Origin of the sequence: Nitrosococcus wardiae (assembly GCF_004421105.1) — a bacterium.
Lineage (GTDB): Bacteria > Pseudomonadota > Gammaproteobacteria > Nitrosococcales > Nitrosococcaceae > Nitrosococcus > Nitrosococcus wardiae.
Window position 1 is genome coordinate 3,002,017 of record NZ_CP038033.1, and the last position, 24,274, is coordinate 3,026,290.

24 protein-coding genes and 3 tRNA genes are annotated in these 24,274 nt (G+C 47.8%); 6 read left to right on the forward strand and 21 right to left on the reverse strand.

The genetic code is table 11. From position 1 onward, the window contains the following. Window position 1 precedes the first annotated feature (1 nt). The gene (locus tag E3U44_RS14235; RefSeq protein ID WP_134358797.1) at window positions 2–367 is read left to right on the forward strand and encodes a hypothetical protein; all 366 of its coding nucleotides are present in this window, start codon (window positions 2–4) and stop codon (window positions 365–367) included. Between the two features lie 20 nt (window positions 368–387). Here the strand turns inward: E3U44_RS14235 and E3U44_RS14240 are convergent, their stop codons facing one another. Then, window positions 388–807, reverse strand: coding sequence for a secondary thiamine-phosphate synthase enzyme YjbQ (locus tag E3U44_RS14240; RefSeq protein ID WP_134358798.1), 420 nt, complete (start codon window positions 805–807; stop codon window positions 388–390). A gap of 36 nt (window positions 808–843) precedes the next feature. Between E3U44_RS14240 and E3U44_RS14245 the strand changes: the two genes are divergently transcribed. Next, entirely contained in the window at window positions 844–2,040 is a 1,197-nt protein-coding gene (locus E3U44_RS14245; protein ID WP_134358799.1) for a class I SAM-dependent rRNA methyltransferase, read from the forward strand. Here the strand turns inward: E3U44_RS14245 and E3U44_RS14250 are convergent, their stop codons facing one another. The 15 genes from E3U44_RS14250 to uvrB form a co-directional block, all read right to left on the reverse strand. Then, the gene (locus tag E3U44_RS14250; RefSeq protein ID WP_134358800.1) at window positions 2,041–3,240 is read right to left on the reverse strand and encodes an O-succinylhomoserine sulfhydrylase; all 1,200 of its coding nucleotides are present in this window, start codon (window positions 3,238–3,240) and stop codon (window positions 2,041–2,043) included. 656 nt (window positions 3,241–3,896) lie between these two features. Beyond that, the gene (locus tag E3U44_RS14255; RefSeq protein WP_134358801.1) at window positions 3,897–5,117 is read right to left on the reverse strand and encodes a TonB-dependent receptor; all 1,221 of its coding nucleotides are present in this window, start codon (window positions 5,115–5,117) and stop codon (window positions 3,897–3,899) included. Between the two features lie 4 nt (window positions 5,118–5,121). Further along, on the reverse strand, window positions 5,122–5,493 hold the full coding sequence (locus tag E3U44_RS14260) for a substrate-binding domain-containing protein (protein ID WP_420812597.1): 372 nt from the start codon (window positions 5,491–5,493) through the stop codon (window positions 5,122–5,124). Window positions 5,494–5,648: 155 nt separating this feature from the next. Continuing rightward, window positions 5,649–6,428 (reverse strand): PEP-CTERM/exosortase system-associated acyltransferase, encoded by a 780-nt coding sequence (locus E3U44_RS14265; protein WP_134358802.1) that lies wholly within the window; start codon window positions 6,426–6,428, stop codon window positions 5,649–5,651. A 979-nt stretch (window positions 6,429–7,407) separates the two neighbouring features. Next, window positions 7,408–7,484: transfer RNA gene (locus E3U44_RS14270), tRNA-Pro, on the reverse strand. Window positions 7,485–7,529: 45 nt separating this feature from the next. After that, window positions 7,530–7,886 (reverse strand): MerR family transcriptional regulator, encoded by a 357-nt coding sequence (locus E3U44_RS14275; protein WP_013034102.1) that lies wholly within the window; start codon window positions 7,884–7,886, stop codon window positions 7,530–7,532. After that, window positions 7,864–8,166, reverse strand: a complete 303-nt coding sequence (gene ihfA / locus E3U44_RS14280) for an integration host factor subunit alpha (protein WP_013034103.1) — start codon at window positions 8,164–8,166, stop codon at window positions 7,864–7,866. The genes E3U44_RS14275 and ihfA overlap by 23 nt, the downstream gene beginning before the upstream one ends. Window positions 8,167–8,169: 3 nt before the next feature. Continuing rightward, a complete protein-coding gene (gene pheT, locus E3U44_RS14285) occupies window positions 8,170–10,548 on the reverse strand; it encodes a phenylalanine--tRNA ligase subunit beta (protein WP_134358803.1) in 2,379 nt (792 codons plus the stop codon). 23 nt (window positions 10,549–10,571) lie between these two features. Beyond that, on the reverse strand, window positions 10,572–11,591 hold the full coding sequence (gene pheS, locus E3U44_RS14290; RefSeq protein ID WP_134358804.1) for a phenylalanine--tRNA ligase subunit alpha: 1,020 nt from the start codon (window positions 11,589–11,591) through the stop codon (window positions 10,572–10,574). Between the two features lie 133 nt (window positions 11,592–11,724). Continuing rightward, complete coding sequence (rplT, locus tag E3U44_RS14295) at window positions 11,725–12,084, reverse strand: 50S ribosomal protein L20 (protein ID WP_134358805.1); 360 nt, start codon at window positions 12,082–12,084, stop codon at window positions 11,725–11,727. A gap of 12 nt (window positions 12,085–12,096) precedes the next feature. Next, on the reverse strand, window positions 12,097–12,294 hold the full coding sequence (gene rpmI / locus E3U44_RS14300; RefSeq protein WP_134358806.1) for a 50S ribosomal protein L35: 198 nt from the start codon (window positions 12,292–12,294) through the stop codon (window positions 12,097–12,099). Window positions 12,295–12,370: 76 nt separating this feature from the next. After that, window positions 12,371–12,868: a translation initiation factor IF-3 gene (gene infC / locus E3U44_RS14305; protein WP_134358807.1), complete on the reverse strand. Its 498-nt coding sequence runs from the start codon at window positions 12,866–12,868 to the stop codon at window positions 12,371–12,373. 21 nt (window positions 12,869–12,889) lie between these two features. Further along, window positions 12,890–14,824 (reverse strand): threonine--tRNA ligase, encoded by a 1,935-nt coding sequence (gene thrS / locus E3U44_RS14310; RefSeq protein ID WP_134358808.1) that lies wholly within the window; start codon window positions 14,822–14,824, stop codon window positions 12,890–12,892. Window positions 14,825–14,903: 79 nt separating this feature from the next. Further along, a tRNA-Val gene (locus tag E3U44_RS14315) sits at window positions 14,904–14,980 on the reverse strand. Window positions 14,981–15,120: 140 nt separating this feature from the next. Beyond that, entirely contained in the window at window positions 15,121–17,166 is a 2,046-nt protein-coding gene (uvrB, locus tag E3U44_RS14320) for an excinuclease ABC subunit UvrB (protein WP_134358809.1), read from the reverse strand. 93 nt (window positions 17,167–17,259) lie between these two features. On the opposite strand from uvrB, the gene E3U44_RS14325 reads away from it, so the two are divergent. Continuing rightward, window positions 17,260–18,447, forward strand: coding sequence for a pyridoxal phosphate-dependent aminotransferase (locus E3U44_RS14325; RefSeq protein ID WP_134358810.1), 1,188 nt, complete (start codon window positions 17,260–17,262; stop codon window positions 18,445–18,447). 66 nt (window positions 18,448–18,513) lie between these two features. Continuing rightward, a tRNA-Asn gene (locus E3U44_RS14330) sits at window positions 18,514–18,589 on the forward strand. 587 nt (window positions 18,590–19,176) lie between these two features. Here the strand turns inward: E3U44_RS14330 and E3U44_RS14335 are convergent. The 5 genes from E3U44_RS14335 to E3U44_RS14355 form a co-directional block, all read right to left on the reverse strand. Continuing rightward, window positions 19,177–19,479 carry a thermonuclease family protein gene (locus E3U44_RS14335; RefSeq protein WP_134358811.1) on the reverse strand — a complete coding sequence of 101 codons (303 nt, stop codon included), beginning with the start codon at window positions 19,477–19,479 and terminating at the stop codon, window positions 19,177–19,179. 53 nt (window positions 19,480–19,532) lie between these two features. Next, window positions 19,533–19,808 (reverse strand): hypothetical protein, encoded by a 276-nt coding sequence (locus E3U44_RS14340; RefSeq protein WP_134358812.1) that lies wholly within the window; start codon window positions 19,806–19,808, stop codon window positions 19,533–19,535. Beyond that, window positions 19,808–20,026: a hypothetical protein gene (locus tag E3U44_RS14345; protein ID WP_134358813.1), complete on the reverse strand. Its 219-nt coding sequence runs from the start codon at window positions 20,024–20,026 to the stop codon at window positions 19,808–19,810. The genes E3U44_RS14340 and E3U44_RS14345 overlap by 1 nt, the downstream gene beginning before the upstream one ends. Before the next feature lie 859 nt (window positions 20,027–20,885). Beyond that, window positions 20,886–21,086: a hypothetical protein gene (locus E3U44_RS14350; protein ID WP_134358814.1), complete on the reverse strand. Its 201-nt coding sequence runs from the start codon at window positions 21,084–21,086 to the stop codon at window positions 20,886–20,888. A 533-nt stretch (window positions 21,087–21,619) separates the two neighbouring features. Beyond that, a complete protein-coding gene (locus E3U44_RS14355) occupies window positions 21,620–22,234 on the reverse strand; it encodes an inorganic pyrophosphatase (protein WP_134358815.1) in 615 nt (204 codons plus the stop codon). A gap of 311 nt (window positions 22,235–22,545) precedes the next feature. On the opposite strand from E3U44_RS14355, the gene E3U44_RS14360 reads away from it, so the two are divergent. Both E3U44_RS14360 and E3U44_RS14365 read left to right on the forward strand, forming a co-directional pair. Then, entirely contained in the window at window positions 22,546–22,929 is a 384-nt protein-coding gene (locus E3U44_RS14360) for a hypothetical protein (RefSeq protein WP_134358816.1), read from the forward strand. Window positions 22,930–23,366: 437 nt separating this feature from the next. Further along, the gene (locus E3U44_RS14365) at window positions 23,367–24,263 is read left to right on the forward strand and encodes a carbonic anhydrase (protein WP_134358817.1); all 897 of its coding nucleotides are present in this window, start codon (window positions 23,367–23,369) and stop codon (window positions 24,261–24,263) included. Window positions 24,264–24,274: the final 11 nt, after the last annotated feature.

The following is a 24,274-nucleotide window of genomic DNA, read 5'->3' on the forward strand; positions in this document are numbered from 1 at the left end:
CATGAAAATACCTTCGCTCACAGGTGGGCTTTTGATTGGAGCCCTGACCCTACCCTCCTGGGCACAAGAGGAAGTCGATGAGAAAACAGGCCTTGTCATTGATGAAGGATTCGAAATTGTAAAAGCTAACTGTACAGGCTGCCATTCAGCCAGGCTTATTACTCAGAATCGAGCCACCCGGGAAGGATGGAAAGAGACCATCCGTTGGATGCAGCGAACCCAGAATCTTTGGCAATTCGACCCCCAAACAGAAGAAGCCATTTTAGATTACCTTGCTAAGCATTATGCCCCAGAAGCACGGGGAAGGCGGCCAAATTTAAAAATCGAGAAATGGTACTTCCTAGAAGGAGAGGAACCTCCCCAATAAATTGATATATTTTAAATGATCTATTCTCCAATAATTTTGACTAATACTCTTTTACGCCGACGGCCATCGAACTCGCCGTAGAAAATCTGTTCCCAGGGTCCAAAATCTAAACGTTTATCAGTAACCGCAACGACCACTTCCCGTCCCATCACTTGGCGTTTCATATGAGCATCGGCATTATCTTCCCCCGTATCATTATGGCGGTACTGATGGATAGGTTCATGGGGCGCAAGCTTTTCCAGCCATTCTTCGTAATCATGATGCAACCCCGGCTCGTCATCGTTAATAAAAACACTGGCGGAAATATGCATCGCATTGACTAGCACCAGTCCTTCGCTCACCCCACTTTCATCCAAACACTCTTCGACCTGAGGCGTGATATTGACGAATCCCCGACGACTAGGCACATTGAACCAAAGTTCTTTGCGATAGCTTTTCATTTTTAGTCTCCTTATTAACTTAATTTTGGGACAGCCATGGAATTTCAACCACTCTATTTAAAAAAGGGAGAGGAACGCCGCTTACGAGCTGGCCATTTATGGATATTTAGTAACGAAGTGGATATTAAGCGTAGCCCCCTCACTGACTTTAAGGCCGGTGCCCCTATTGCCATTACCACTAGCAATGATAAGGTGCTCGGCACAGGTTACGTCAATCCTCACTCCCTCATCTGTGGACGGCTAGTTAGCCGCGATCCCAGCTATCCTTTTGGGCCTTCTTTGCTGATACACCGGATCAAGGTAGCTCTCTCGCTTCGAAACCGGCTATTTGCCGATCCTTACTACCGTCTGGTCTTCGGAGAAAGTGACGGTCTGCCAGGGCTGGTAGTAGACCGCTATGATAATATCTTGATAGTCCAGATCACAACCGCCGGGATGGAGCAAGTCAAAGAAGCTATCATCGCCGCACTAAACAAAACGGTACCCGGACACACCATCATACTGCGCAATGACACCCCCATTCGCCATCTGGAAGGATTAAAATCCTACCTTGAAATTATTCAGGGAGAAGTCCCCGAAACTATCCAATTATTTGAAAATGGAGGATATTTCAATGTGCCCTTGATGGAGGGGCAAAAAACCGGTTGGTTCTTCGATCATCGCTTGAACCGGGCTCGGATGCAACACTATGTTAAGGGCAAACGGGTACTCGATGTCTTCAGTTATCTTGGAGCTTGGGGAATCCAGGCTTTAGTAGCAGGTGCCCACCAGGTACTGTGTGTGGAGAGCTCCGAAGCTGCTGTCAACTTTATCCACCGCAATACCAACCTTAACCAGGGAATCGGTGCCGTTACTGCCCTCCATGGCGAGGCCTTTTCCCTTTTGAATGCCTTACAAGCAGATAAAGAACGATTTGATGTGGTAATCCTAGATCCTCCTGCCCTTATCAAGCGTAAAAAAGACCTCAAGCAGGGGCTCGCGGCCTATCGACGACTAAATGAACTTGCTGCCCGCTTGCTCACCCGAGACGGAATTTTGATCTCCTCCTCCTGTTCTAGCCACTTACAATGGGATGTTTTCCGGGATATTTTACGCCGTACCGGACGGCACCTAGACCGAACCATTCAGATACTTGAGCAGGGCCATCAGGGTCCAGACCATCCTATCCATCCTGCGATACCGGAAACTGAATATCTTAAGACCCTGCTCTGTCGAGTCCTCTATCGGGGTTGATTAGCACTTGGACATTGCCTCAAACCCCCGCTGTAAATCCCTTTTGATATCTTCTAGGGATTCCAGGCCCACGGAGACTCGCACCAAGCCATCACTGATTCCCGCTGCGGCTCGTTCCTCCACCGTTAAACGGCCATGAGTCGTCGTCGCGGGGTGAGTGATGGTGGTTTTAGCATCACCTAAATTGGCGGTAATGGAGATAAACTTCACCGCATCAATAAGGGTCCAGGCGGCATCTTTTCCTCCTTTCAACTCAAACGCCACCAGACCACCAAATCCTGACTGTTGCCTTGAAGCCAATGCGTGTTGAGGGTGAGTAGGCAGGCCAGCATAATACACTTTTGCGACCTCTGACTTCGCCTCCAACCATTCCGCTAAAGCCTGAGCCCGCTGACTTATCGCTTCCATACGCACCTGCAAGGTCTCTAAGCCTTTAAGAAAGACCCAGGCATTGAAGGGACTCATGGTCGGACCCGCAGTCCGCAGAAAACCAAAGACTTCTTCCCCGACTTGCTGCCCATCACCTATCACAGCCCCCCCCACACAGCGCCCTTGACCGTCGAGATATTTGGTAGCCGAATGGATGATAATATCTGCTCCGAGTTCTAAAGGACGCTGCAGGGCTGGAGTGCAGAAGCAATTATCCACCACCAAGAGACAGTGATGTGCCCGGGCTAAACTTGACAATTGAGCAATATCTGCTATTTCATTCAGAGGGTTGGAAGGAGTTTCTAGGAACAACAGGCGCGTGTTAGGGCGCAAAGCATTTTGCCAAGCCTCTAGGCGGACCAGAGGAACAAAGGTAGTTTCTACTCCAAAGCGGGCCAGATATTTATTGAAGAGGACCCGCGTGGTTCCAAAAATGTTCTCCGAGGAGACGATATGATCTCCTGCCTTTAGCAGTGACAGACAAGTGGCCAGGATGGCCGCCATTCCTGATGAGGTGGCCACACAACACTCCCCGCCTTCCAAAGCCGCAAGACGTTGCTCGAAGGTCCGGACCGTGGGGTTAGTAAAACGAGAGTAAATATTACCCCCTTCCTCCCCGGAAAAACGAGCGGCAGCCTGGGCGGCATTTTCAAATACAAAACTAGAAGTAGAAAATATGGGCTCCGACTGCTCACCTTCACTCGTGCGTTGCTGCCCCGCCCGCACCGCCAAGGTGGCAAAACTGTATTCATCTTGATCATCAGTCAGCATCTTTTTCTCCATGATTTATTTTTAACACGTATAGGCAATGGGTGGCAATTATGCAGCATATCACCACCTTAATTGGCCGTATGCTCATAGCGGCAATTTTTTTAAGTGGCGGGCATGAATAAAACCCTCGGTTACACGGAAACCCAAGCCCACATGTAAGCCTATGGGATACCAGGTGCATTGCTGCCAGAGATCGTCGAGTTAGAAATCGGAGGGGTTTGGCGCTTATCCTAGGCTAGTGCCTTTGTTGAACGGCAGCAGCACTGGTCGCTTTTATGTCTGCTAGCTGGGATAATTTTTCACGCTAGTTTGGGTGATTGCACCCAAATAACCATGTTTTATGAGAAACTGAGGGGTTGCTGATTTTAGCCGCACAATGAGCTGGCCGGTTCAGCCTGGATGCAAGGGCCGGAAGATAAAAATTGGCAGCACCTCCGTGTGCTGCCTCAACCGTCGGATGGCTACCTTCCATTGAGGTACGCCTACGGAGAATAATCTATTTACCTGCTGTAAATATGGGGAGGATATTCACAAGCGCTATTTAAAGTAGCACCCATGAACATCACTCGCTTGAAAGCTTAGGCGTAAAGGTGAAAGTAGTAAATAAGGGTTTATACGTATGGACCTGATTAGACAGGTTTAACCCTGAAAGGCCTTTAAAAACGGAAAGAGACCAGAACAGAGAACATATTCCACTCCTCTTCAAGGGCATTAATATCTGGATTATCTTCAAGAGTTATCCAAGCAGTACCTTTAATATGGTGAAACTCAGCTCTCAGCATGACGGAAGGGGTCACATCCCAGCGTAATCCCACCATCCAATCATCTGCAAACCGCCGATGGGCAAACCGCTGATGCCCAGATCGTCCGGATTGGGCGGCATACTCTTCCCCATCACAATCACCAAGCTCAACGCAAAGGCTATCAAAGCGGACAACAGCCTCCCACTTGGGCAAAAAACGGTAGGCAGCTTGAACATACCAACTCAAGCCAGTGAAATCTTTATCTGGAAGATTAGGCCCGAAGCCAGCATAATCAAAACGCCTTAAGGCAACCTCGCTCGTCAGACTTAATTTCTCCCCATTATATTGACCCGAAAATATCAGGGGAGAAAATTCGATTGAGCCTGAGGAAAGCTTATTTGGGGGCAACCCAGAATCAAAATCAAAATCAGCCCAAAGGGAAGAAAATCCCAATCGAATACTCCCCCCATCCTTCTCATAAAAGAGACGCCCAAATACAGAGGTATCCCCCTCAAAACCGCCAAGGAAATCATGACCGAGCAGAGCTAGCTCTTCCCGCGAGCCTAGTCGTGGTTTAGCAATATTAAATTGTAGGAAAAAATCCCCGATATCAGTACGCCGTTCGCCATAAATCTGGCCTCCATCCGCCGATAGTGCCAAATCCCTAGTGCGATCGAAATAAATAGACTGGGGCAAAAAGATGCTTGGCCGGGTAAAAGCCACGTCGCGAGTGTCGTTATAAAAACCAATGGGGTTAATGACGCGGCCAAGTCGTATGCCCCAGGTATTCTTGGGATCACTGAAAACAGTATAGTCGACTAAGCCATAGTCCAACCTCGGATCGCCTTCGTCATTTTCCCCAGCCCAGCGAGCAACCCCCTGGGCAGCAAACTGAAGCCTAGGCAAAATTCTCCAAGAAGCATTAATTCCCAACTCCCGAAAATCAAACGTACCGTTATCCTTACTATTACCAAAGAAATTATTGTCCGTAGTCAATATAAATGCTTGCGAAGCAAAACCATGGACCTGAAAAGAATCGGGAAGCTTCCATTCAGCCTGTAAGGGAGTAACCAACAACAACATGGTGCCAAGCGCTAACCCCCTATGCCCTATTTTTCTGGTTCCTCTCATCATGCCTTTACTTGACCTGCACTACTTTTACTTTACGCACGTGGGCATCAATCTTTTTCTCCGGTAAATACCCGATAGCGCCAGGCGTAGAGGCAACTTTATTGCACATTTCCTTGATAGAATTCACTTCAGTAGGCGCTTGGCCAGTACCTGAATAAACTAGCCGATCCCATGTTCTGCGAAGTTGGTAGGGGAAAATATTGAGTACTTTTTTTGAAAACTGAACGTGTAATGGAGAATTATCACTTAGCACAAAAACCTTAATCAATGATCCGTCGGGCCAAGTTCGCAAACGCATGCTAAAAATTGCTCGAAGCGCACTCCGAGTCAGCGTTGTTTCTGTGACACTAGGATTAACAACAACTTCCTGAGCATTCACCCCCTGTATCAAATGAGAAACAATGAGCACTACAAATATGAAGCGAACAATGACCCTGCACTTCCAAAAACGTAAAATAGTCGAGCGCATCATTATTCGAGTTATAAGGCCGGGGGGCGTTCGCGTACGAGGCAAACCTCTACCTTCTGGTCTAATTAGGAATTCGTACTCAGTTGCTTAGCTGTCCACTCTTTCGAAACCGGCCAGATTCTTCCACGATCAGTGACTAGATCCCAAATGTCCCGTTTTTTTTGGAACACCCGCGTTAGCACGTTGTCTACAGTATCTAAGTAAGGTCGTCGAATACCATAATAATCGACCAATGGGCCTATTGGCTTTAGGTTAAAACCAAACCGCCTCAGGAGACGATTAAGCGCCGGCTCCATACCCGCATACCAGTGGGTGATACCATACTCTGAAGACATCTGCACCAATGCCACCAAAAGGCCTAGTACCGGATGGGGAAATTGCCGCCGTTTATCTGATTTATTACCAAAGCTGGAATCATCCAGTCCATGGGCATAATGAATTTCCCTTCCACGGTTTCGAAACTGCCTCGAAATTACCAGGCGGGTAACTTCAACAGTAGTACGACGGGGCAATTGAGCAGGTTCAATTAGCTGAGTATCAAAGTGATGTCCAACATGTTCTTCAATAGGAAAAGGTTGAAATGGATCATCGGGATCACAAAATACCAGCCGTATCCCCCCCACTATAAATCCCTTTGGTTGGTGACGTAATAAACAACAAACAGACCGTTTATCATACTTATCGATCTCCCGGCCATCCGGATAACGCCAGGACTCAAAGCCTGGCAATTGCAGTTCTTGGGAATAAACTTGATAACGTAAATGAAAAAATTGGTTTTTAAGATCAGCTGTATTTGCAGGGATAATCTCGAAATATTTATTGAATGCCGCGATTAAATCGCTCATATTCTTAACTGCCTCTAAACCATTTTCAGCCACTTGTGTGTAGCAGGTGGAGTCAATAGAAAAAGAGAAGGCCATAACAAAAAGCTAAAGAGAAGCATTTTTCGGAGCACCAACTCCGTTTTTCCCGCAATGAAATGTGGACACACTTCTTGGTTGAGCGGCACTGACCCAGAACGCTTCTCTACCCCCGTGTTAGCCATGAAGAGGCTTCCTTTCATGAACACCTACTGTCGTGAATAGCTGTGGGGCCGTTGTTGGTGACCACTGGAATGATTTTTTATATGAGGTATCCGGTAAAAGAAAGGCGAGGAACACAGTAAATACCTGGGATAGGGGGGGCAAGTTAAGAAGACAGGTTTTCCAGCCAAGGAAGCGGTCAGCCGAATTGCTCATCATCAAGCCGCCCATATTGATCCACGCTGCCGCATTTGGACGCCTCACCCCCCCACACCCTTAATCAATCTATCCACCAAGCACGCTCCCTATTATTGCCCTTGCTGAATACCTAGAATGTTTTTTTTTGCCCAGGATAACAAAGCTTTGATGCCCTGCCGACTAATTTTAATTCTCGGGCTTATCCCTATTCTTAAGAGCAAAGCTCTAGGTAAAGAGTTCTAAATATAAGAAAATCACAAGGAACTACTAATTATTTATTTTTATTTATTAGACTTACGATCTAACTATATACAAAATAGCTCAAATATGTGCTTTTTAAGTATATAGTTTCACACCGATCTCAATTTTTCAACAAAGAAATACTCAATTAGATATTTTAATAATATTACTTGGCACCGTGTCTCAAACACACAATAAGCCACAACAAGCACTCACAAGGCGCATCAGCAGTTACATCTAAACAGAATGGGTAATCTCTAGAACTAGAGCCGCGGTAGGGAATTAAGGAAGGGAAAAATCTCAATAACAACTCGCCTAAATATTAGACCAGGGATTAGAGTAAAATAAAATGATTTACACAAATTGGTCGGGGCGAGAGGATTTGAACCTCCGACCACTTGAACCCCATTCAAGTGCGCTACCAGGCTGCGCTACGCCCCGACATGTTTACATGATAACTTAAAACTCTTTACAACTAAAGACGCTTTAAGTCTTAAGCAAATCTCTAACCTCCTCAAGCTCTAAACGGAGCTGGCGTATAATCTGCTTACTTTGCGTGCTGTCTTCCTTAGCTTCAGCACTAGAAAGCCTTTGCCTTGCTCCTCCTATCGTAAAGCCTTGCTCATAGAGAAGGCTCCGAATCTGGCGAATCATGATCACATCCTGGCGCTGATAGTAGCGTCGGTTGCCGCGTCGCTTCACCGGCTTTAGCTGAGGAAACTCTTGTTCCCAATAGCGCAGCACATGTGGCTTCACGTGACACAATTCACTTACTTCACCGATGGTAAAATAACGCTTTCCAGGGATCGGTGGTAATTCGTTATTGTTGCTTGCCTCCAGCATAGGCTTCTACCCGCGCCTTGAGTTTTTGTCCAGGCCGAAAAGTCACCACTCGTCGTGCAGTGATGGGGATCTCTTCGCCTGTCTTAGGATTGCGCCCTGGCCGTTCTCCTTTATCACGAAGTTCAAAATTACCGAAGCCGGAGAGCTTAACCGTTTCTCCCCGTTCCAGAGCACAACGAATATCTTCAAAAAACATTTCTACGATTTCCTTGGCCTCGCGCTTATTAAGACCAAGTTCCTGGTAAAGGGTTTCTGTCATGTCGGCTTTTGTTAGCGCCATAAGCTACTCCCTAATAATGGCACCGAGCTCAGTCGTTAGCCCCGTCACCACTCGTTCCATAAAGGCATTCACCTTACCATCTGTCAGCGTGTAGGACGGATGCTGTAGGATCAATCTTAAAGCAAGACTTTTTTTATCAGGATCAACACCTTTCCCAGTATAGACGTCAAATAGTTGGAATTCCTTAAGAATATCCGATTCTAATCCCTTAAGGCAATCAAAAACTGCCTGGGCAGGAATATTTCTGTTCACCAAAAAGGCAATATCTCGGCGAATTGCTGGAAATTTAGATAATGGTTGAAAAGTAGGCAAACGGCCACCTTCAACCGCCTCAACCCGGAGAGCAAACAAGTAAACATGCGCCCCCAAGTCCAGCTTTCCCTCCAACGCAGGGTGCAAAGCCCCCACCCAACCTACCGGTTGACCTTCCCGAATAATTCGCGCACTTTGCCCTGGGTGCAAAGCTGGGTGCTGCTCCGCAACGAATTTAAAGCAATTTCGCTGCCCCCCTAGCCTCAATAATGCCTCCACATCTCCTTTGAGGTCAAAGAAATCAACTGGCCGGGCCGTTATCCCCCATTGCTCCGGATAGCAGATCCCTGAGACAAGACCAGCAATCGTTCTTTCCTGTTTAAGATCAGTTAATTGTCCGTTAAATGTAAGACCGTACTCGAAAATACGAATCCGCTCTTGCTGGCGATGAAAATTATACCGCAGCGCTTGGATCAAGCCCGACCACAGGGTAGTGCGCATGACCGCCATATCAATAGAAATAGGATTGCTCAGGGCCACAGGTTCCCCTTCAGGGTCCAACGACTGCTGCAATTTTGGATCGACAAAGCTATAAGTAATCGCCTCCTGATAGCCCCGATCCACTAACACCTGGCGGATACGGTTGACGGAAACCCCAGCTTCAGTTTTTAATATTGGCCGAATCTGCCCCACGGGGCGGGTACTGGGAAGACGATCGTAGCCGTGTAAGCGTCCCAGTTCCTCAATAAGATCTACTTCTAAGGCAAGATCAAAACGAAAACTCGGTACTTTAGCCCGCCAACCCTCTGCAATTTTTTCTACTTCTAAACCAAGCCGAGTTAATTGCTCAGTAATTTGGCTCTCAGCTATCTCAACCCCCAGAACTCGACGAATGCGGGTCTCCCGCAGGATAATTATCGGTCGAGGAGGAAGCTGAGAGGAATCCACTACTTCAATTATCGGCCCCGCTTGCCCCCCTGCAATCTCTATTAATAAGGCTGTAGCCCGCTCCATGGCCCGCCGTGGCAACTCGGGATCAACGCCACGCTCAAAGCGGTGGGAAGAATCCGTATGCAACCCATAAAGACGGGCGCGTCCCGCAATGACGGTAGGGTTGAAAAAAGCGCTCTCCAAAAACAGGTGCTGGGTCTGGTCACTAATTCCAGATTCCTCCCCCCCCATAATACCGGCCAAAGCGAGGGCTCGCCGTTGATCCGCAATGACTAATGTTTCTGCATCTAGCTGTAAAAGGGTGCCATCCAGCAGAGTAAGGGACTCGCCGGGATGCCCATAGCGCACCTGAATGCCGCCCTCCAGTTGCTCAAGGTCAAAGGCATGCATCGGCTGCCCCAGCTCTAGCATGACATAATTAGTAACATCGACCACCAATCCCAAACTCCGGATACCGCTGCGCCGAAGTCGTTCCCGAAGCCACCAAGGAGTCTGAGCTTGGGGATTAACGCCCCGTAAAACCCGGCCTAGATAACGGGGACAGGCCTCTGGTGCTGTCACCGTTACCGAGAAGATATCTTCGATTTTGGGTGCCACAGGCCCTAGGTTAGGTATTGTTACGGCAGATTGGGTGAGTACGCCCACTTCCCGGGCAATACCTGCAACGCTTAAACAATCGCTGCGGTTGGGGGTCAGATCAATTTCAATGCTGGCATCATCAAGTTGCAAAAACTCGTGGAGATCGTCACCAGGGGAAGCCTCCTCAGGCAGCTCCAACACCCCTACCGATTGTTCAGCAAGCCCTAATTCTGCAGCAGAACAGAGCATGCCAAAAGATTCCACTCCTTGTAACTTTGCCCGGTCAATCTTTGCCCCGGTCGGTAACTGGGCCCCGACCATGGCTAGGGGTGCCAAGAGTCCTCCCCGGACGTTAGGGGCACCGCACACCACCGTCAGAGGGGAACCCTTCCCAATATCCACCTGGCAAACCCGCAGGCGATCCGCTTGGGGATGAAGCTCCACACTCAGTACCCTAGCCACTCTAACGCCATTAAAAGGAGGAGCAGCCGGCTCGACGCTATCTACTTCTAACCCAGCCAAGGTGAGCCGTTCAACCAGTGCCTCCGTACTGAGGTCTGGATTAACCCATTGGCGCAACCAGGCTTCACTGAATTTCATTGTTCACTTGCGGTCGCTTAAATTCAATTAAATTGGCGCAAAAAGCGCAAATCATTTTCAAAAAACATACGTAAGTCATTGACTCCATAACGAAGCATAGCCAGGCGTTCCACGCCTAGACCAAAGGCAAATCCCAGATATCGCTCACTATCAATGCCCACGTACTCAAAAACTTTAGGGTGTACCATGCCACAACCCAACACTTCTAACCATCCCGTGTGGCTGCAGACTCGGCAGCCTTGGCCACTACAGTTGACACACTGAATATCAGTCTCCGCCGAGGGTTCTGTAAAAGGGAAATAGGAGGGGCGAAAACGAACTTTAAGATCCTCTCGTTCAAAGTAAGCGCGCAAAAAATCTGCAAGAATCCCCTTGAGATCGGTAAAACTCACTTGCTCATCGACCAGCAACCCTTCGACCTGGTGGAACATCGGCGTATGGGTAAGATCGGAGTCGCAGCGGTAAACCCGTCCCGGTGCAATAACCCGCAGCGGTGGTCCCTGCTGCTCCATCACCCGGATCTGTACGGGCGAGGTATGGGTTCGCAATAGCGTATGGGCATCAAAATAAAAAGTATCATGCATTGCTCTTGCGGGATGGGAAGACGGAATATTAAGGGCCTCGAAATTGTGATAATCGTCTTCGACTTCCGGTCCTTCACGCACCTCAAATCCTGCATAGCAGAAAAAGGCCTCGATACGCTCCAAAGTCCGAGTCACGGGATGTAATCCACCGACCTCTAAGCCACGGCCTGGCAAAGTGACATCAATGGCCTCTGAAGCTAGCCGTGCCTCTAATGCGGCTTGTTCTAAGACGCTACGGCGGGCCTCGATCTCAAGCTGGACCGCTTGTTTAGCCTCATTAACAGCTTTACCAAAAATAGGCCGTTCCTCAGCACTAAGCTGACCTAACTCCTTAAGATAGCCCGTGAGCTCCCCCTTTTTACCCAAGTAATGCACCCGCAGCTCATCGAGGGTCTCCAAATCAGGGGCAGCAGACACAGACTGGCGGGCTTCTGCCACGATCTCGCTTAACGCTTGCATGAACTCCTTATTCTCACAGTACCAGGGTGAATAAACTCAATCAGCAACCGAAAAAAGGGGTAGGCAGGTCGCCTCCCCCTTTCCAAGCCTAACCCTATGAACCGGATACGAGTACCCGCTCCGGCCAAAGGCACTAGCTTGCCAACGCGGCTTTCGCCTGTTCCGCAATGGTCGCAAAAGCAGCCTTATCTCTAACGGCAAGATCAGCAAGCACCTTACGATCGATATCGATAGCAGCCTTCTTCAAGCCACTGATCAGGCGGCTATAAGAAAGACCACACTCGCGAGCAGCCGCATTAATGCGCACTATCCAAAGAGCACGAAACTGCCGCTTGCGTTGACGCCGATCACGGTAAGCATACTGGCTAGCGCGAATGACCGCTTGGTTGGCAACGCGGTATACATTTTTTCGTCGGCCACGATAGCCTTTGGCTTGAGAAATGACTTTCTTATGCCGGGCGCGCGCCGTTACACCTCGTTTTACTCTAGGCATAGCAATCTCCTCTTAGGCGTAGGGCAACAAACGATTCAGCCGAGGACCATCCGATGCATTCACGGTTGCTAAAGGGCGCAAGTTACGCTTCCGCTTGCTGCTCTTTTTAGTGAGAATGTGGTTATGGTGGCTCTGGGCACGCCTGAATTTCCCGGTAGCTGTGCGCTTAAAACGCTTGGCAGCACCGCGATTGGTTTTTAATTTAGGCATTACTTTAAATACTCCGCATTTATGCTTGATAGAAAGGTATCCAGGCAAACCAATCTCTGAGCTCAGGACACCATGATTACTTCTTAGGGGCCAAAACCATGACCATTTGCCGACCCTCCCGCTTGGGGCTTTGCTCAACGGTACCGTATTCCGCTAAATCATCGCGAACCCGTTCCAGCAACTTAAGCCCTAATTCTTGGTGGGCCAACTCCCGCCCGCGGAAACGCAGACTGACTTTGGCTTTGTCCCCTTCTTTAAGGAAACGTACCAGGTTGCGCAGTTTAACCTGGTAATCCCCTTCTTCAGTCCCTGGTCGGAACTTGACTTCCTTAATCTGTATCTGCTTTTGTTTTTTCCTTGCCGCCTGACGTTTTTTACTCTCCTCAAACAGATGCTTGCCATAATCCATAATTCGGCACACGGGGGGTTGAGCCTGGGGAGCAATCTCCACTAAATCCCTCCCTGCTTCCTCCGCCACGCGCAGCGCCTCTTCGATGGAAACAATCCCTATTTGCTCGCCATCAACCCCAACCAGGCGAACTTCCGGAGTAGTAATCTCTTCGTTTAGGCGCATGCTCTTTTTTGCAACGATATTCTAATCCTCCTTAGAAATGCTACGACCAAGGCGAGCGATATCAGCGTCAAGGCGCTCGATAAAGGCATCAAGGCTCACCGCTCCCAGATCCTTACTGTACCGGGTACGTACGGCCACAGTCTGGTTTTCCACTTCCCGGTCTCCAATCACTAATAGATACGGAACCCGACGCAGGGTGTGCTCGCGGATTTTAAAACCGATCTTCTCGTTTCTCAAGTCCAGAAGCGAGCGAAAGCCCTTGTTTTTCAGCGCTTCTTCCACTTGGCGGGTATATTCCGCTTGCCGGTCAGTAATATTCATTACGGCGACTTGTACCGGCGCTAACCAAGGTGGGAACTTCCCCTCGTAATGCTCGATAAGTACGCCAAAAAAACGTTCCAGAGACCCTAGCACTGCTCGATGGATCATAATGGGCTGGTGACGGGCACCATCTTCAGCCACATACTCCATTTCAAAGCGCTCAGGCAAATTAAAGTCTAGCTGAACTGTAGAACATTGCCACTTGCGCCCAATCGCATCCTCGATTTTAATATCGATTTTAGGCCCATAGAAAGCACCGCCTCCTTCATCCACGGCATAATCCAGGCCTTTTTTCTCCAAGGCTGAGCGCAGCGCTTGGGTGGCCCGTTCCCAAATCGCATCCGACCCTACTGACTTTTCCGGCCGAGTGGAAAGATCGATTTCATAACGTTCAAACCCAAAGGCTGATAACATCTCTAACGTCAGATCGAGAATACCCAAAATTTCATCTTCTATCTGCTCCTCGCGGCAGAAAATATGGGCATCATCCTGAGTAAAACCCCGCACCCGCATCAACCCATGCAAAGCACCGGACATCTCATGGCGGTAGACGGTACCCAGTTCCGCCCAGCGCAAAGGCAATTCCCGATAGGAACGCAACCGCCCCTTATATACCAACACATGAAATGGGCAATTCATGGGCTTCAGTTGGTAGAATTGGTGATCCTCTTCCATGGGCTGGTACATGGATTCACGGTAAAAATCCGTATGCCCAGAAGTCTGCCACAGCTGCTGGTGGGCAATATGCGGGGTATAGAGGGTTTCGTAACCCGCCGCCCCATGACGTTCCCGCCAGAAGTCCTCAATGACCTGCCGAATACGGGCTCCCATGGGATGCCAAAACACTAAACCGCCACCGGCTTCTTCCTGAATGGAAAACAAATCTAATTCAGTGCCAATCCGACGGTGATCCCGTTTCTCCGCTTCCTCAAGGCGGTGCAGGTAAGCCTTGAGGGCTTTCTTGTCAGGCCACGCAGTGCCATAAACACGCTGCAGCATCTCGTTATTGGCATCACCACGCCAATAAGCACCGGACACCTTAGTCAACTTAAAGGCCTTGAGCCTTGAGGTTGAGGGCACATGGGGTCCACGGCAGAGGTCCACGAAATCCCCTTGCCGATAAAGAGAAATCTCCTCACCCTGGGGAATAGAGGCGATAATCTCCGCCTTGTACTTCTCGCCCATCTGGCGAAACAAGGAAACTGCCTCTTCCCGGGATTTCACCTCCCGATGGACCGAAATATCCTGCTCAACCAGTTCCTGCATCTTCGCTTCAATGGCTTCAAGATCCTCCGGGGAAAACCCCTTAGAATAAGCAAAATCGTAATAGAAACCATCTTCGATCACCGGCCCGATGGTAACTTGAGCTTCCGGATAAAGCTCTTTGACCGCCTGGGCTAACAGGTGGGCACAAGAGTGGCGGATAATCTCCAAACCTTCAGGATCGCGTCCCGTAATAATAGTAAGCTCTGTATTTTCCTTAAGAGCATAGGAAGTATCGACCAAATGGCCATCGATCTTGCCAGCCAAGGCTGCCTTTGCTAGGCCCGAGCCAATATCGGCGGCTACGTCATAAACAGTAACGGGATGTTCAAAATAACGTTGACTACCATCAGGAAGGGTAATAACAGGCATGTGATATAATCCAGTTCAGGGCCAATACGAGAGGCCTGTTGAACAAAAAAGCACCGTCGCAACGGTGCTTTTAGCGTAATGGTAGGCGCGATTGGACTCGAACCAACGACCCCCACCATGTCAAGGTGGTGCTCTAACCAGCTGAGCTACGCGCCTGTAAAGACGGCATTAATTTACCATGCCCAGCCTGGTTCCGCAACGTGTAAACAGCTTTTAACTGCTTACCCGAGAGGAGTGGCGGCTAAATAGGACTAGCCCGTAGAGGCAAAAATGGCAATATTCACCCAAAATTAGCTTCAATTGACGGCTTCCCGGCTCTGCCCAGCCAAAGGAGCAGCCTCTCTAAAGACCCAGGCCTTGATTTTCTCAATTTCATCACGCAAGCGGGCGGCTTCTTCAAATTCCAGATTCTGCGCATGTTTATACATCTGCTGCTCTAGCTGCTGCAGACGTTTAGCCAATTGCTGGGGCGGTAGGCGGGTATACTCAGCAGCATCCTCGGCGACTTGGGCGTATTGGCGAGCATTACCCATGCCGGGTGCATAAACTCCATCAATGATCTCCCGCACCGATTTTTGCACACCGCGGGGGGTAATCCCATGAAGTTGATTAAAGGCAATTTGCTTTTTCCGCCGTCTTTCCGTTTCAGCAATGGCCCGGCCCATAGAACCGGTAATTTCATCCCCATAAAGGATAGCTTTTCCATGAAGATTGCGCGCTGCTCGGCCTATGGTTTGAATGAGCGATCGCTCTGACCGGAGAAAACCCTCCTTGTCTGCATCTAGAATGGCCACCAAAGAGACTTCCGGGATATCCAACCCCTCCCGTAGTAGGTTGATTCCCACCAGCACATCGAATTCGCCCAAACGCAGATCGCGGATAATTTCTACTCGCTCTACGGTATCAATGTCCGAATGAAGGTAGCGCACCCGAACCTCATGCTGTTCCAGATACTGGGTCAGATCCTCCGCCATGCGCTTAGTGAGCACCGTCACCAATACCCGCTCCGCCGCCGCTACTCGTTGACGGATCTCCGAGAGCAGATCATCCACCTGGGTGCTGGCAGATCTTACTTCAATTTCTGGATCAATCAGCCCTGTAGGACGCACCACCTGCTCGATGACGGCCCCCGAGCGCTGTTGCTCATAGGGCCCGGGGGTCGCCGAAACAAAAATGGTCTGAGGTGCCAAACGCTCCCATTCCTCAAATTTCAGCGGCCGATTATCCAAGGCCGAGGGCAGGCGGAAGCCATACTCAACTAAAGTCTCTTTCCGTGCCCGATCACCTCGGTACATGCCTCCCAATTGGGGCACCGTCACATGACTTTCATCAATAATCAGCAAAGCATTCTCTGGCAGGTAATCAAATAAAGTCGGTGGCGCCTCCCCTGGCTGTCTCCTAGACAGGAAACGGGAATAATTTTCAATGCCCGTACAGTAACCTAGCTCCAATATCATCTCGATATCAAAGCGGGTCCGCTGTTCTAAACGTTGAGCCTCAACCCGCTTATTAGCCCCATAAAGCTGTTCCAACCGCTCAGCAAGCTCAATCTTAATGTCCTCCACAGCCCGCAACAGGATCTCCCGAGGAGTCACATAGTGGGTCTTGGGATAGATAGTCAAGCGGGGCACCCGGTACAGTATTTCACCCGTTAACGGGTCAAAGTAAGACAGGCCCTCTATCTCATCATCGAAGAGTTCTACCCGGATGGCCTCTTGCTCCGATTCAGCGGGGTAGATATCAATGACCTCTCCCCGCACCCGATAGGTACCGCGGCACAAATCCGTATCGTTGCGCTGATATTGCAGCTCTGCCAAGCGACGTAATATCCCCCGGTGATCCACCGTGTCCCCCACCATGAGATGCAGCACCATATTTAAGTAGCTGTCCTTATCACCCAGCCCATAAATAGCAGAGACACTGGCCACTACAATGGCATCGGGGCGCTCCAAAAACGCCTTGGTCGCGGAAAGGCGCATTTGCTCTATATAATCGTTAACTGACGCGTCTTTCCCAATATAAGTATCGGAGGCAGGCAGATAAGCCTCAGGCTGATAGTAATCATAGTAAGAAACAAAATAACCCACAGGGTTATGGGGAAAGAATTCCCGCATCTCGCTATAAAGCTGGGCCGCGAGGGTCTTATTAGGCGCCAAAATAATAGTTGGTCGCTGAACCTGTTGAATTACATTGGCTATAGTGAAGGTCTTACCCGATCCTGTGACCCCAAGCAGGGTCTGATACATTTCTCCCGCCGTTAGACCTTCGACCAACCGCTCTATGGCCTCCGGCTGATCTCCTGCCGGCTGATAATCACTCACCAGCTGAAGTACACGCTTCATTGTTTCATTGAAACCTTTTTGAAAAAACACAAATTCGCTATATTTAAAGTTTGAAGGTTATCGTAACATTTTCTCGATTAGGAATAGCTTCAATTGGACATCACTCTCTCGACACGCGTTCAGCAAATTAAGCCATCTCCTACCTTGGCCATCACCGCCCGCGCTAAAGCTCTTCGGGCCGAGGGCAAAGATATCATCGGCTTGGGGGCCGGTGAGCCTGACTTCGATACGCCAGAACACGTTAAAGAAGCAGCTATCCAAGCCATTCGAGATGGCTTCACCAAATACACTGCCGTTGATGGTATCCCCAGCCTGAAAGAGGCCATTATTGCCAAGTTTGCCCGGGAAAATGGCCTCCAGTACGAGGCTAACCAAGTCCTCGTCTCTGTGGGCGGTAAACAAAGCTTTTACAACTTGGCCCAGGCCTTCCTGAACCCAGGGGATGAAGTTATCATACCAGCACCCTATTGGGTCTCCTATCCGGATATGGTCCTCTTGGCTGGGGGCATCCCTGTGGTCATTGCTGCCCCGCAGGAACGTCAGTTCAAAATTACCCCAGAACAACTGGAAGCCGCTATTACCCCCCTCACCCGGTTACTGGTGATCAATAGCCCCTCCAACCCTACTGGTGCCGCTTATACAGGCGATGAACTTGCTGCCTTAGGTGAAATCCTACGCCGCCACCCCCAGGTGCTTGTCGCCACTGATGATATGTATGAACACATTTATTGGGGTACAGAGCCATTTTGTAATATCGTGAATGCCTGCCCCGATCTTTATGAACGCACCTTGGTACTCAACGGCGTCTCCAAAGCCTACTCTATGACAGGTTGGCGCATTGGTTATGCAGCGGGCCCAGCAACGCTTATCAAAGCGATGAAGTCTATTCAATCCCAAAGCACCTCGAATCCCACCTCTATCTCCCAAGTAGCCGCCCAAGCGGCAATAGAGGGAGATCAAACTTGTATCAAGACCATGTGCCAAGAATTTAAAAACCGCCATGATTTTGTGGTCGGACAACTGAGTGCCCTCCCTGGAGTCCAGTGTTTATCTGGAAGCGGAACTTTTTATACCTTCCCTAATATCCAAGCGGTTATTTCCTCACGAGGGGAGATTAAAGATGACGTGGAGCTAGCTGAAAAGATGCTCAATGAAGCGGGCGTTGCTGTGGTACCCGGATCCGCCTTTGGCGCACCTGGCCATCTGCGCCTCTCTTTCGCTACCAGCATGGAAAACCTGGAGCAGGCTTTGGAGCGTATTACTGCTTTTCTTAACCCCTAAATTGCCATTGTGATAACTTAAATAAGTTGACGAAAGCGGCAAGGATTATTAGGATATGCGCTTTCTTCCCCGGTAGCTCAGTTGGTAGAGCGGGTGACTGTTAATCACTAGGTCGGCGGTTCGAGCCCGTCCCGGGGAGCCATTTAAAATCAGCGGCTTATGCAACCATGCAGGGCCGCTGTTTTTGTTTATGTAAGCAGTAAGTAAGCGCCAGAAGGAAAAATCGGCCTTTTTTATATTGGGGAATTTCCTTTTTATAGCCTCCATAATCTCCGCGTTTAACCAGCACAATATTAATAAAATCGGGGTAATATAATAACGTTTGCCTCAGTTAACAGCAATCGAACTAGAGTAATGAGTCGGAGCATACTTGAGACGCCTGACCAGAAACAGGCTAAGGAAAATATTAATAGGCGGTATAACGAATATAAGAAGGAACAACTCAAGAAAGGCATTAAAGTAACTCAAAATTATGTGGCTGAGCGCATGGGGGTAGAGCGTTCTTTAATTTCTGGGGAGCTAGGGCGACACGCGGCTATCGGCCCGGCCGCGGCTAAGCGTTGGGCAGAGTTTCTAGGGGTGGAGCCGTGGGACATCCATCCAGGGATTGAAAAGCCATCGGTTATTAATGAACAACTTTTGGAAGATACGATAAAGGATGTGTTAGATGCAGCCTATATGATGGATGTGGATATCAAACCGGAAATGGTTGCGATGATTGTATCCAAGCTATATGTAGATTGCGAAAAAAATAAAAAAATGGCCCACCGTACGGCCATAGCGGTCAACATCCTCCACCACTACCCGCGCCTGTTTGCCGAATACCAAATTAGAGAGAGCCTGCTTTGCCTGGCTTCCGTACGGTTGCCCCTTCTCGGGTATGTCGATCTCGGCTAGTCGGACTTTGATTTGTTTCTTGGCGGGTGTCAGTAGGGTTAGAGTATCGCCATCAGATATTCCCACCACGCGGCCATGGTAGTCGGCTAGGGCGGTAAGGGGGGAAATAGACACAAACACTATTATTTTTTTCATAGGTACCTCGGGAAAAAGAAAACCCCGCCAGGCAGGCGGGGTGCGGTAAGGGTTTATAAACCTCGCTGCTTGGCATACGCTAAGAGTTCATCTTTTAGCCGCTCCAGGGCACCCAATGTTTCCAGGGAATTACTTCCTGCCTTTCCGGCCCAGCCGTAACTATTATGGTCCCCCTTTTTCATGGCGACAAAGATAATTCCCTCCAATTCGCCACATTTCGCCATATGGAGAAGCTTCTCCAATATCTCAATGGTGGGTGCGCCTCCCTGCTTGGCAGGTGGAGGCGCCAAGCGCAAAGGAACCACCTTCCTCGTATCTGTCTTACTCATTATGCCGCCTCCAGCTTGCGTACTTGGGTCTTAGTGCGTTCTTTGGCCCTGGCTTTGACGGGTACCTTGCTGTCTGTCTGCTGAGCATTCATAGCCTGAATAAGCGCATACACCATGCCCGGCACAAAGCAGCCCAATATCACGGCAATTACCCGCCCTTGGACTGTTTCGTCACCTTGCCAGAATCCTGTAACATTCAGCCCGGCACTGATTCTCAAATTAAGCTGTATAGATTATTTACTGATTGAAAGTAGTAGCAAGGCACTCTATTAAGTGCGCTGAAGAGTTAGCAGACGGCTGGGCAAAAGCAGGGACAATGATAAAGTTGGCAAGGACGATAGATAAAAGGGATTTGAACTTGTAATTTTTCATTTCTTACCTCTTAAGATAAATTGCAAATGAGAATGCAAGCATCTGGTACTCATCCTGTTTGCATGACATAAGATAAACCGCGCTAAAAAAATACGGTTAGGAAGTTTTTGCAAAAAATTAAAAGAGGTTTGCAGATAGGGATCTGAGGGGCAACGGAGCAGAAAGTCGGGATAAGGAAGAATAGCCCAGATTATAAACCCAGTGAATTGGTCAGGGGCCAAGTACTCAGCAAATAGACTATTAATCACTAGGTCGGCGGTTCGAGCCCGTCCCGGGGAGCCAATCAAGTCAAGGCCTATGGCAATCATGGCATGGGTCTTTTGGGTTTGGAACGACCCTAGATCCTATCTTCAGATCCTTAGATAAAAAATAACCCCGTCAAGGTGGCACTTTGCAATAGCCCTAACTCCAAGCAGCTCAGTGCTCAACTTTATACCAATTCAATCAAAGAATGTAATTTGATGTTTTTTAGAAGCTTATATTAAATTATTAATACACGATATTAACAATCACATTTAAGTAAACCATCAAAACGCCATTGATTAGCAGCAATCGTTTTTTTATTAAAAATATATTTAATACCAAATATTTAAAATAAAAAATTAATATATTAACTTAAAAGTCACAAGCAAGTGACTTAAGAGGGGTCCCTGCCTTTTTCAGGGTATCTTGCTGCGGAGGCCTTTTTATCAGAACCCGGAAATTTCAAAGTCCTCTGCATCGTTCAATCATTTCATGCGTTCTTTCTTCAATAGAGTTAGCTAACGCTCTTTCTAGCTTTGCCGCGTAATTAGCTAAATAAAATGTAAAAAAAACATTCATCGCTTGCTCAGGAATGCCTCTTTTAAAAGCCTCATCCCTAGCTTCGCGAACGAGTTCAAAAGATCTTTCGTTGATAGTAATCATTGTGCCGTACTTTAATAAAAAAAATTTCAATATAAATGATTTCAATATAAATAGTATAAACCTTAAAGTTTATAGATTCCCTTTGCAGCGTTTAGACCTACTTGATTTCTTCTGACAATGCATTCCCATGATCACCAGTGTTTCGCTTCTCTTTCCTAAGACTATCGTTGCCCCATGACTTATTAAGTCATCGTCTCTTAACCCAATAAGTAAAGGTTTCAGGCAAAGAATGGCTTATTAGGACCAAGCAAAAATTCTGCCCCCATCTAACCATTATCTCTGCGAGATAGCAGTCAATTAGGCTGAGTTTTATGGAATTAAGCAATAGGCGGGGACGGCAGGCTAGCAGTTAGTTCAACGCCGCTGTTACTAAATTATTTAATAACGTTTCCTCTCTCAAAGGCGCAAACAGGACTTATCGAACATGCTAATAATCGTTATCTCTTTTCTATGAGCTTATTGAAGGATTTTCCCTCTCTAAAAATAAAAATTCTCCGCTCAAAAAGGGAGCACTTCAATAACTGAAAGCCATTCTATGAATGGATATATTTTTTGGCGTAATCTTCCATGGATGCAGTGACCACCTGGAAAGCATGTTCGCGGCCATAGGTCTGGCCTATGGAAACCGGTGAAGATTCGCCAGGTATCATCTTGTAAGTAGCAAAATAATGACGTAACCTTTCAATTAGAATAGCGGGGAGATCAGAAATATCCTTAGCGGCATCCAAAAAATCATCCTTTTCTAGCACGGCAATAATCTTGTCATCGATCTGTCCATGATCAATGGTCTGCAATCCACCCACTACTCTCGCATTCAAAATCACTTCCGAGCGACTAATGGGCCTCTCACTGAGTACACAAATATCCAAGGGATCTCCATCCCCCTCTTCTGCTCCCTCACAAAGGCTTGCCACTTGATCACCACAATAGGTTCTTGGAATAAAACCATACAGCGCCGGGGGAAGCGAAGAGCTGCGCTGAGGACGATCAACCCGGAGATAACCCGTAGTTTTATCAATTTCATATTTCATGAGGTCAAAGGGAGTAATTTCAATATAGGCATGGACACATCCCGGGGGATTCAAACCCGTTTCTAAACCATGCCAAGGGTGGGGACGCCAGTGGGCAAACTCGTCAGAATGGCTCATGTCACATACTCCTCTTTAATTTCTTTTATTCAAATCACATTAAAAACTAGGCATTCAGAGCGACAATGACAGTACTTAAAGACATGACTAATGGGTGGCCTCTTGAATGCCATAGGCAATCATATGCTTAGAAACCCTTCCACCGCAGCGGCAAGAACTAGCACCGAGTCTTTATCCCAGCCTTCCACTACCGCCCTATCCACTACTTGCAGTAATACCTCTGCCATTTACTCACATCAATTACTAGGCTAGCTCATAAAAAGTGTCTATGCTTTATTTTGATTATCCTCTAAACGGGAGATAGTTCTGTTATGAAAACCCGTTATATTATCCCTATGATAATGCTCGCTATAGCGCCTGCTTATGGTGCCGAACCCCAGGTAAATATGGAGCGTATGCAGCAGCGTCTCCAAGAAATGGAGACCATAATGAATAAGGCACAGGCCGCAAAAGGAAAGAAGCGTAACGAGCTCATGAGAGAACACATGCGATTGATGCTCAAACAAATGCAGGAAATGCATCACATGATAGGGCACGAAAATAATATGGGCCAAAAAATTACGGCTCAAGACACCCAAGAATGGATGCAAAATATGGAACAACGTATGGATGTCATGCAGCAAATGATGGAGCAAATCCTAGAGCAAGAGAAGATGCACTCTGAAACCATTCTCGAATTACCTATACCCGGATGAAAATTTCTCTAAATTTTGAATGCTCCAAAGATAAAGGAAGACAGGAAAATAGGCAGGGAAGCCGATGTCTTTCTACCACATTCACCAAGCACAGCCGCACACTTAGATTAGCTGTTGTTAACGGCCAAAAAGATCAGCTGAAATCACCCATATAGGTTTCCCCCGCCTCTTGCCTGCCAGCACATTACTTTAATCTCTTTATTCCTTTATTAATTATAAACTTATCTACATTTTCACAGAAAATTCCATGAAATTCGCTACTAAGTAGAAAGCGTTCTCACTTGCGCTGTTATGCTCATCTACTTTATAAACACCAATAGACGGTATGGCCGCTCCAGACTTTATTGGGGCTTAGCCATCAATTACCGCCTGATAGCAGCGAGAGCTAGCATAGTTCATCTCAGACCAATATGAGAATAATAAAGGATATAATAACCATGAAAGAAAGCAGGAAATTAATAACAATTGTAGCGTTATCACTGTCTGCCATCGCTCCCTCTAGTGCAGATCAGTATAATCTATTTCAGAAGCTGCCTCTCATAGCTGGGGCCTATACCAATCTAAACCCAGAATATAAACATATACTCCGAGGCAGGGAAGATGAAACCATCTGGGGTTACGATGATTACAATGGGCCGGACAAATGGGCTGAACTAGATTCTAACTTTTATCTTTGCTCCGAGGGCATGGAACAATCCCCCATCGATATCGATCCGATGACAGCTATCCCTAAGGATCTTTCCGATATCGGCTTTTTCTATCAACCAACGTCAGTTCATATTTTTAATAATGGCCGGACTATTGAATTAGAATACGATCCGGGTAGCTTTATCGAGATCGAAAACATCGACTATGAACTCCATCAGTTCCATTTCCATAGCCATAGCGAACATACTTTAGCCCTCGGAGCTCGTTTTGATATGGAAATGCACTTAGTGCATCTCAGCATTGACCCTGATAGTGATACCCCAGTAGCGGTGGTCACTGTCTTTATCCGCGAAGGGGAAGAAAATCAAATTTTAAAAAGAGTTTGGCAACATTTACCCATACATGAAGGAAATGAGTTCTATTTGCCTTTTTCTCTAAATATTGGCGATGCTTTACCGACCCATCGGCGCACCTACCGCTATAAAGGTTCATTTACCACCCCTCCCTGCACAGAAGGAGTCCAATGGGTAGTATTAAAACAACCCATTGAGATGTCCCGTGAACAAATAGAAAAATTTAGGAAAATTTTAAATCATTCCTGTTGCGCCAATAATTATCGTCCTATCCAAAAAATAAATGGACGTCAGATATTTTTTGACACCACTCAAGAAGGATTGCCAGAATAATTAACAACATT

Excerpts from the sequence above, each read along its gene's own strand:
- E3U44_RS14235 (WP_134358797.1), top strand. The coding sequence starts at position 2 with ATGAAAATACCTTCGCTCACAGGTGGGCTTTTGATTGGAGCCCTGACC.
- E3U44_RS14240 (WP_134358798.1), bottom strand. The coding sequence starts at position 807 with ATGAAAAGCTATCGCAAAGAACTTTGGTTCAATGTGCCTAGTCGTCGG.
- E3U44_RS14245 (WP_134358799.1), top strand. The coding sequence starts at position 844 with ATGGAATTTCAACCACTCTATTTAAAAAAGGGAGAGGAACGCCGCTTA.
- E3U44_RS14250 (WP_134358800.1), bottom strand. The coding sequence starts at position 3,240 with ATGCTGACTGATGATCAAGATGAATACAGTTTTGCCACCTTGGCGGTG.
- E3U44_RS14255 (WP_134358801.1), bottom strand. The coding sequence starts at position 5,117 with ATGATGAGAGGAACCAGAAAAATAGGGCATAGGGGGTTAGCGCTTGGC.
- E3U44_RS14265 (WP_134358802.1), bottom strand. The coding sequence starts at position 6,428 with ATGAGCGATTTAATCGCGGCATTCAATAAATATTTCGAGATTATCCCT.
- E3U44_RS14275 (WP_013034102.1), bottom strand. The coding sequence starts at position 7,886 with ATGCTGGAGGCAAGCAACAATAACGAATTACCACCGATCCCTGGAAAG.
- ihfA (WP_013034103.1), bottom strand. The coding sequence starts at position 8,166 with ATGGCGCTAACAAAAGCCGACATGACAGAAACCCTTTACCAGGAACTT.
- pheT (WP_134358803.1), bottom strand. The coding sequence starts at position 10,548 with ATGAAATTCAGTGAAGCCTGGTTGCGCCAATGGGTTAATCCAGACCTC.
- pheS (WP_134358804.1), bottom strand. The coding sequence starts at position 11,591 with ATGCAAGCGTTAAGCGAGATCGTGGCAGAAGCCCGCCAGTCTGTGTCT.
- rplT (WP_134358805.1), bottom strand. The coding sequence starts at position 12,084 with ATGCCTAGAGTAAAACGAGGTGTAACGGCGCGCGCCCGGCATAAGAAA.
- rpmI (WP_134358806.1), bottom strand. The coding sequence starts at position 12,294 with ATGCCTAAATTAAAAACCAATCGCGGTGCTGCCAAGCGTTTTAAGCGC.
- infC (WP_134358807.1), bottom strand. The coding sequence starts at position 12,868 with ATGCGCCTAAACGAAGAGATTACTACTCCGGAAGTTCGCCTGGTTGGG.
- thrS (WP_134358808.1), bottom strand. The coding sequence starts at position 14,824 with ATGCCTGTTATTACCCTTCCTGATGGTAGTCAACGTTATTTTGAACAT.
- uvrB (WP_134358809.1), bottom strand. The coding sequence starts at position 17,166 with ATGAAGCGTGTACTTCAGCTGGTGAGTGATTATCAGCCGGCAGGAGAT.
- E3U44_RS14335 (WP_134358811.1), bottom strand. The coding sequence starts at position 19,479 with ATGAAAAAAATAATAGTGTTTGTGTCTATTTCCCCCCTTACCGCCCTA.
- E3U44_RS14340 (WP_134358812.1), bottom strand. The coding sequence starts at position 19,808 with ATGAGTAAGACAGATACGAGGAAGGTGGTTCCTTTGCGCTTGGCGCCT.
- E3U44_RS14350 (WP_134358814.1), bottom strand. The coding sequence starts at position 21,086 with ATGATTACTATCAACGAAAGATCTTTTGAACTCGTTCGCGAAGCTAGG.
- E3U44_RS14355 (WP_134358815.1), bottom strand. The coding sequence starts at position 22,234 with ATGAGCCATTCTGACGAGTTTGCCCACTGGCGTCCCCACCCTTGGCAT.
- E3U44_RS14360 (WP_134358816.1), top strand. The coding sequence starts at position 22,546 with ATGAAAACCCGTTATATTATCCCTATGATAATGCTCGCTATAGCGCCT.
- E3U44_RS14365 (WP_134358817.1), top strand. The coding sequence starts at position 23,367 with ATGAAAGAAAGCAGGAAATTAATAACAATTGTAGCGTTATCACTGTCT.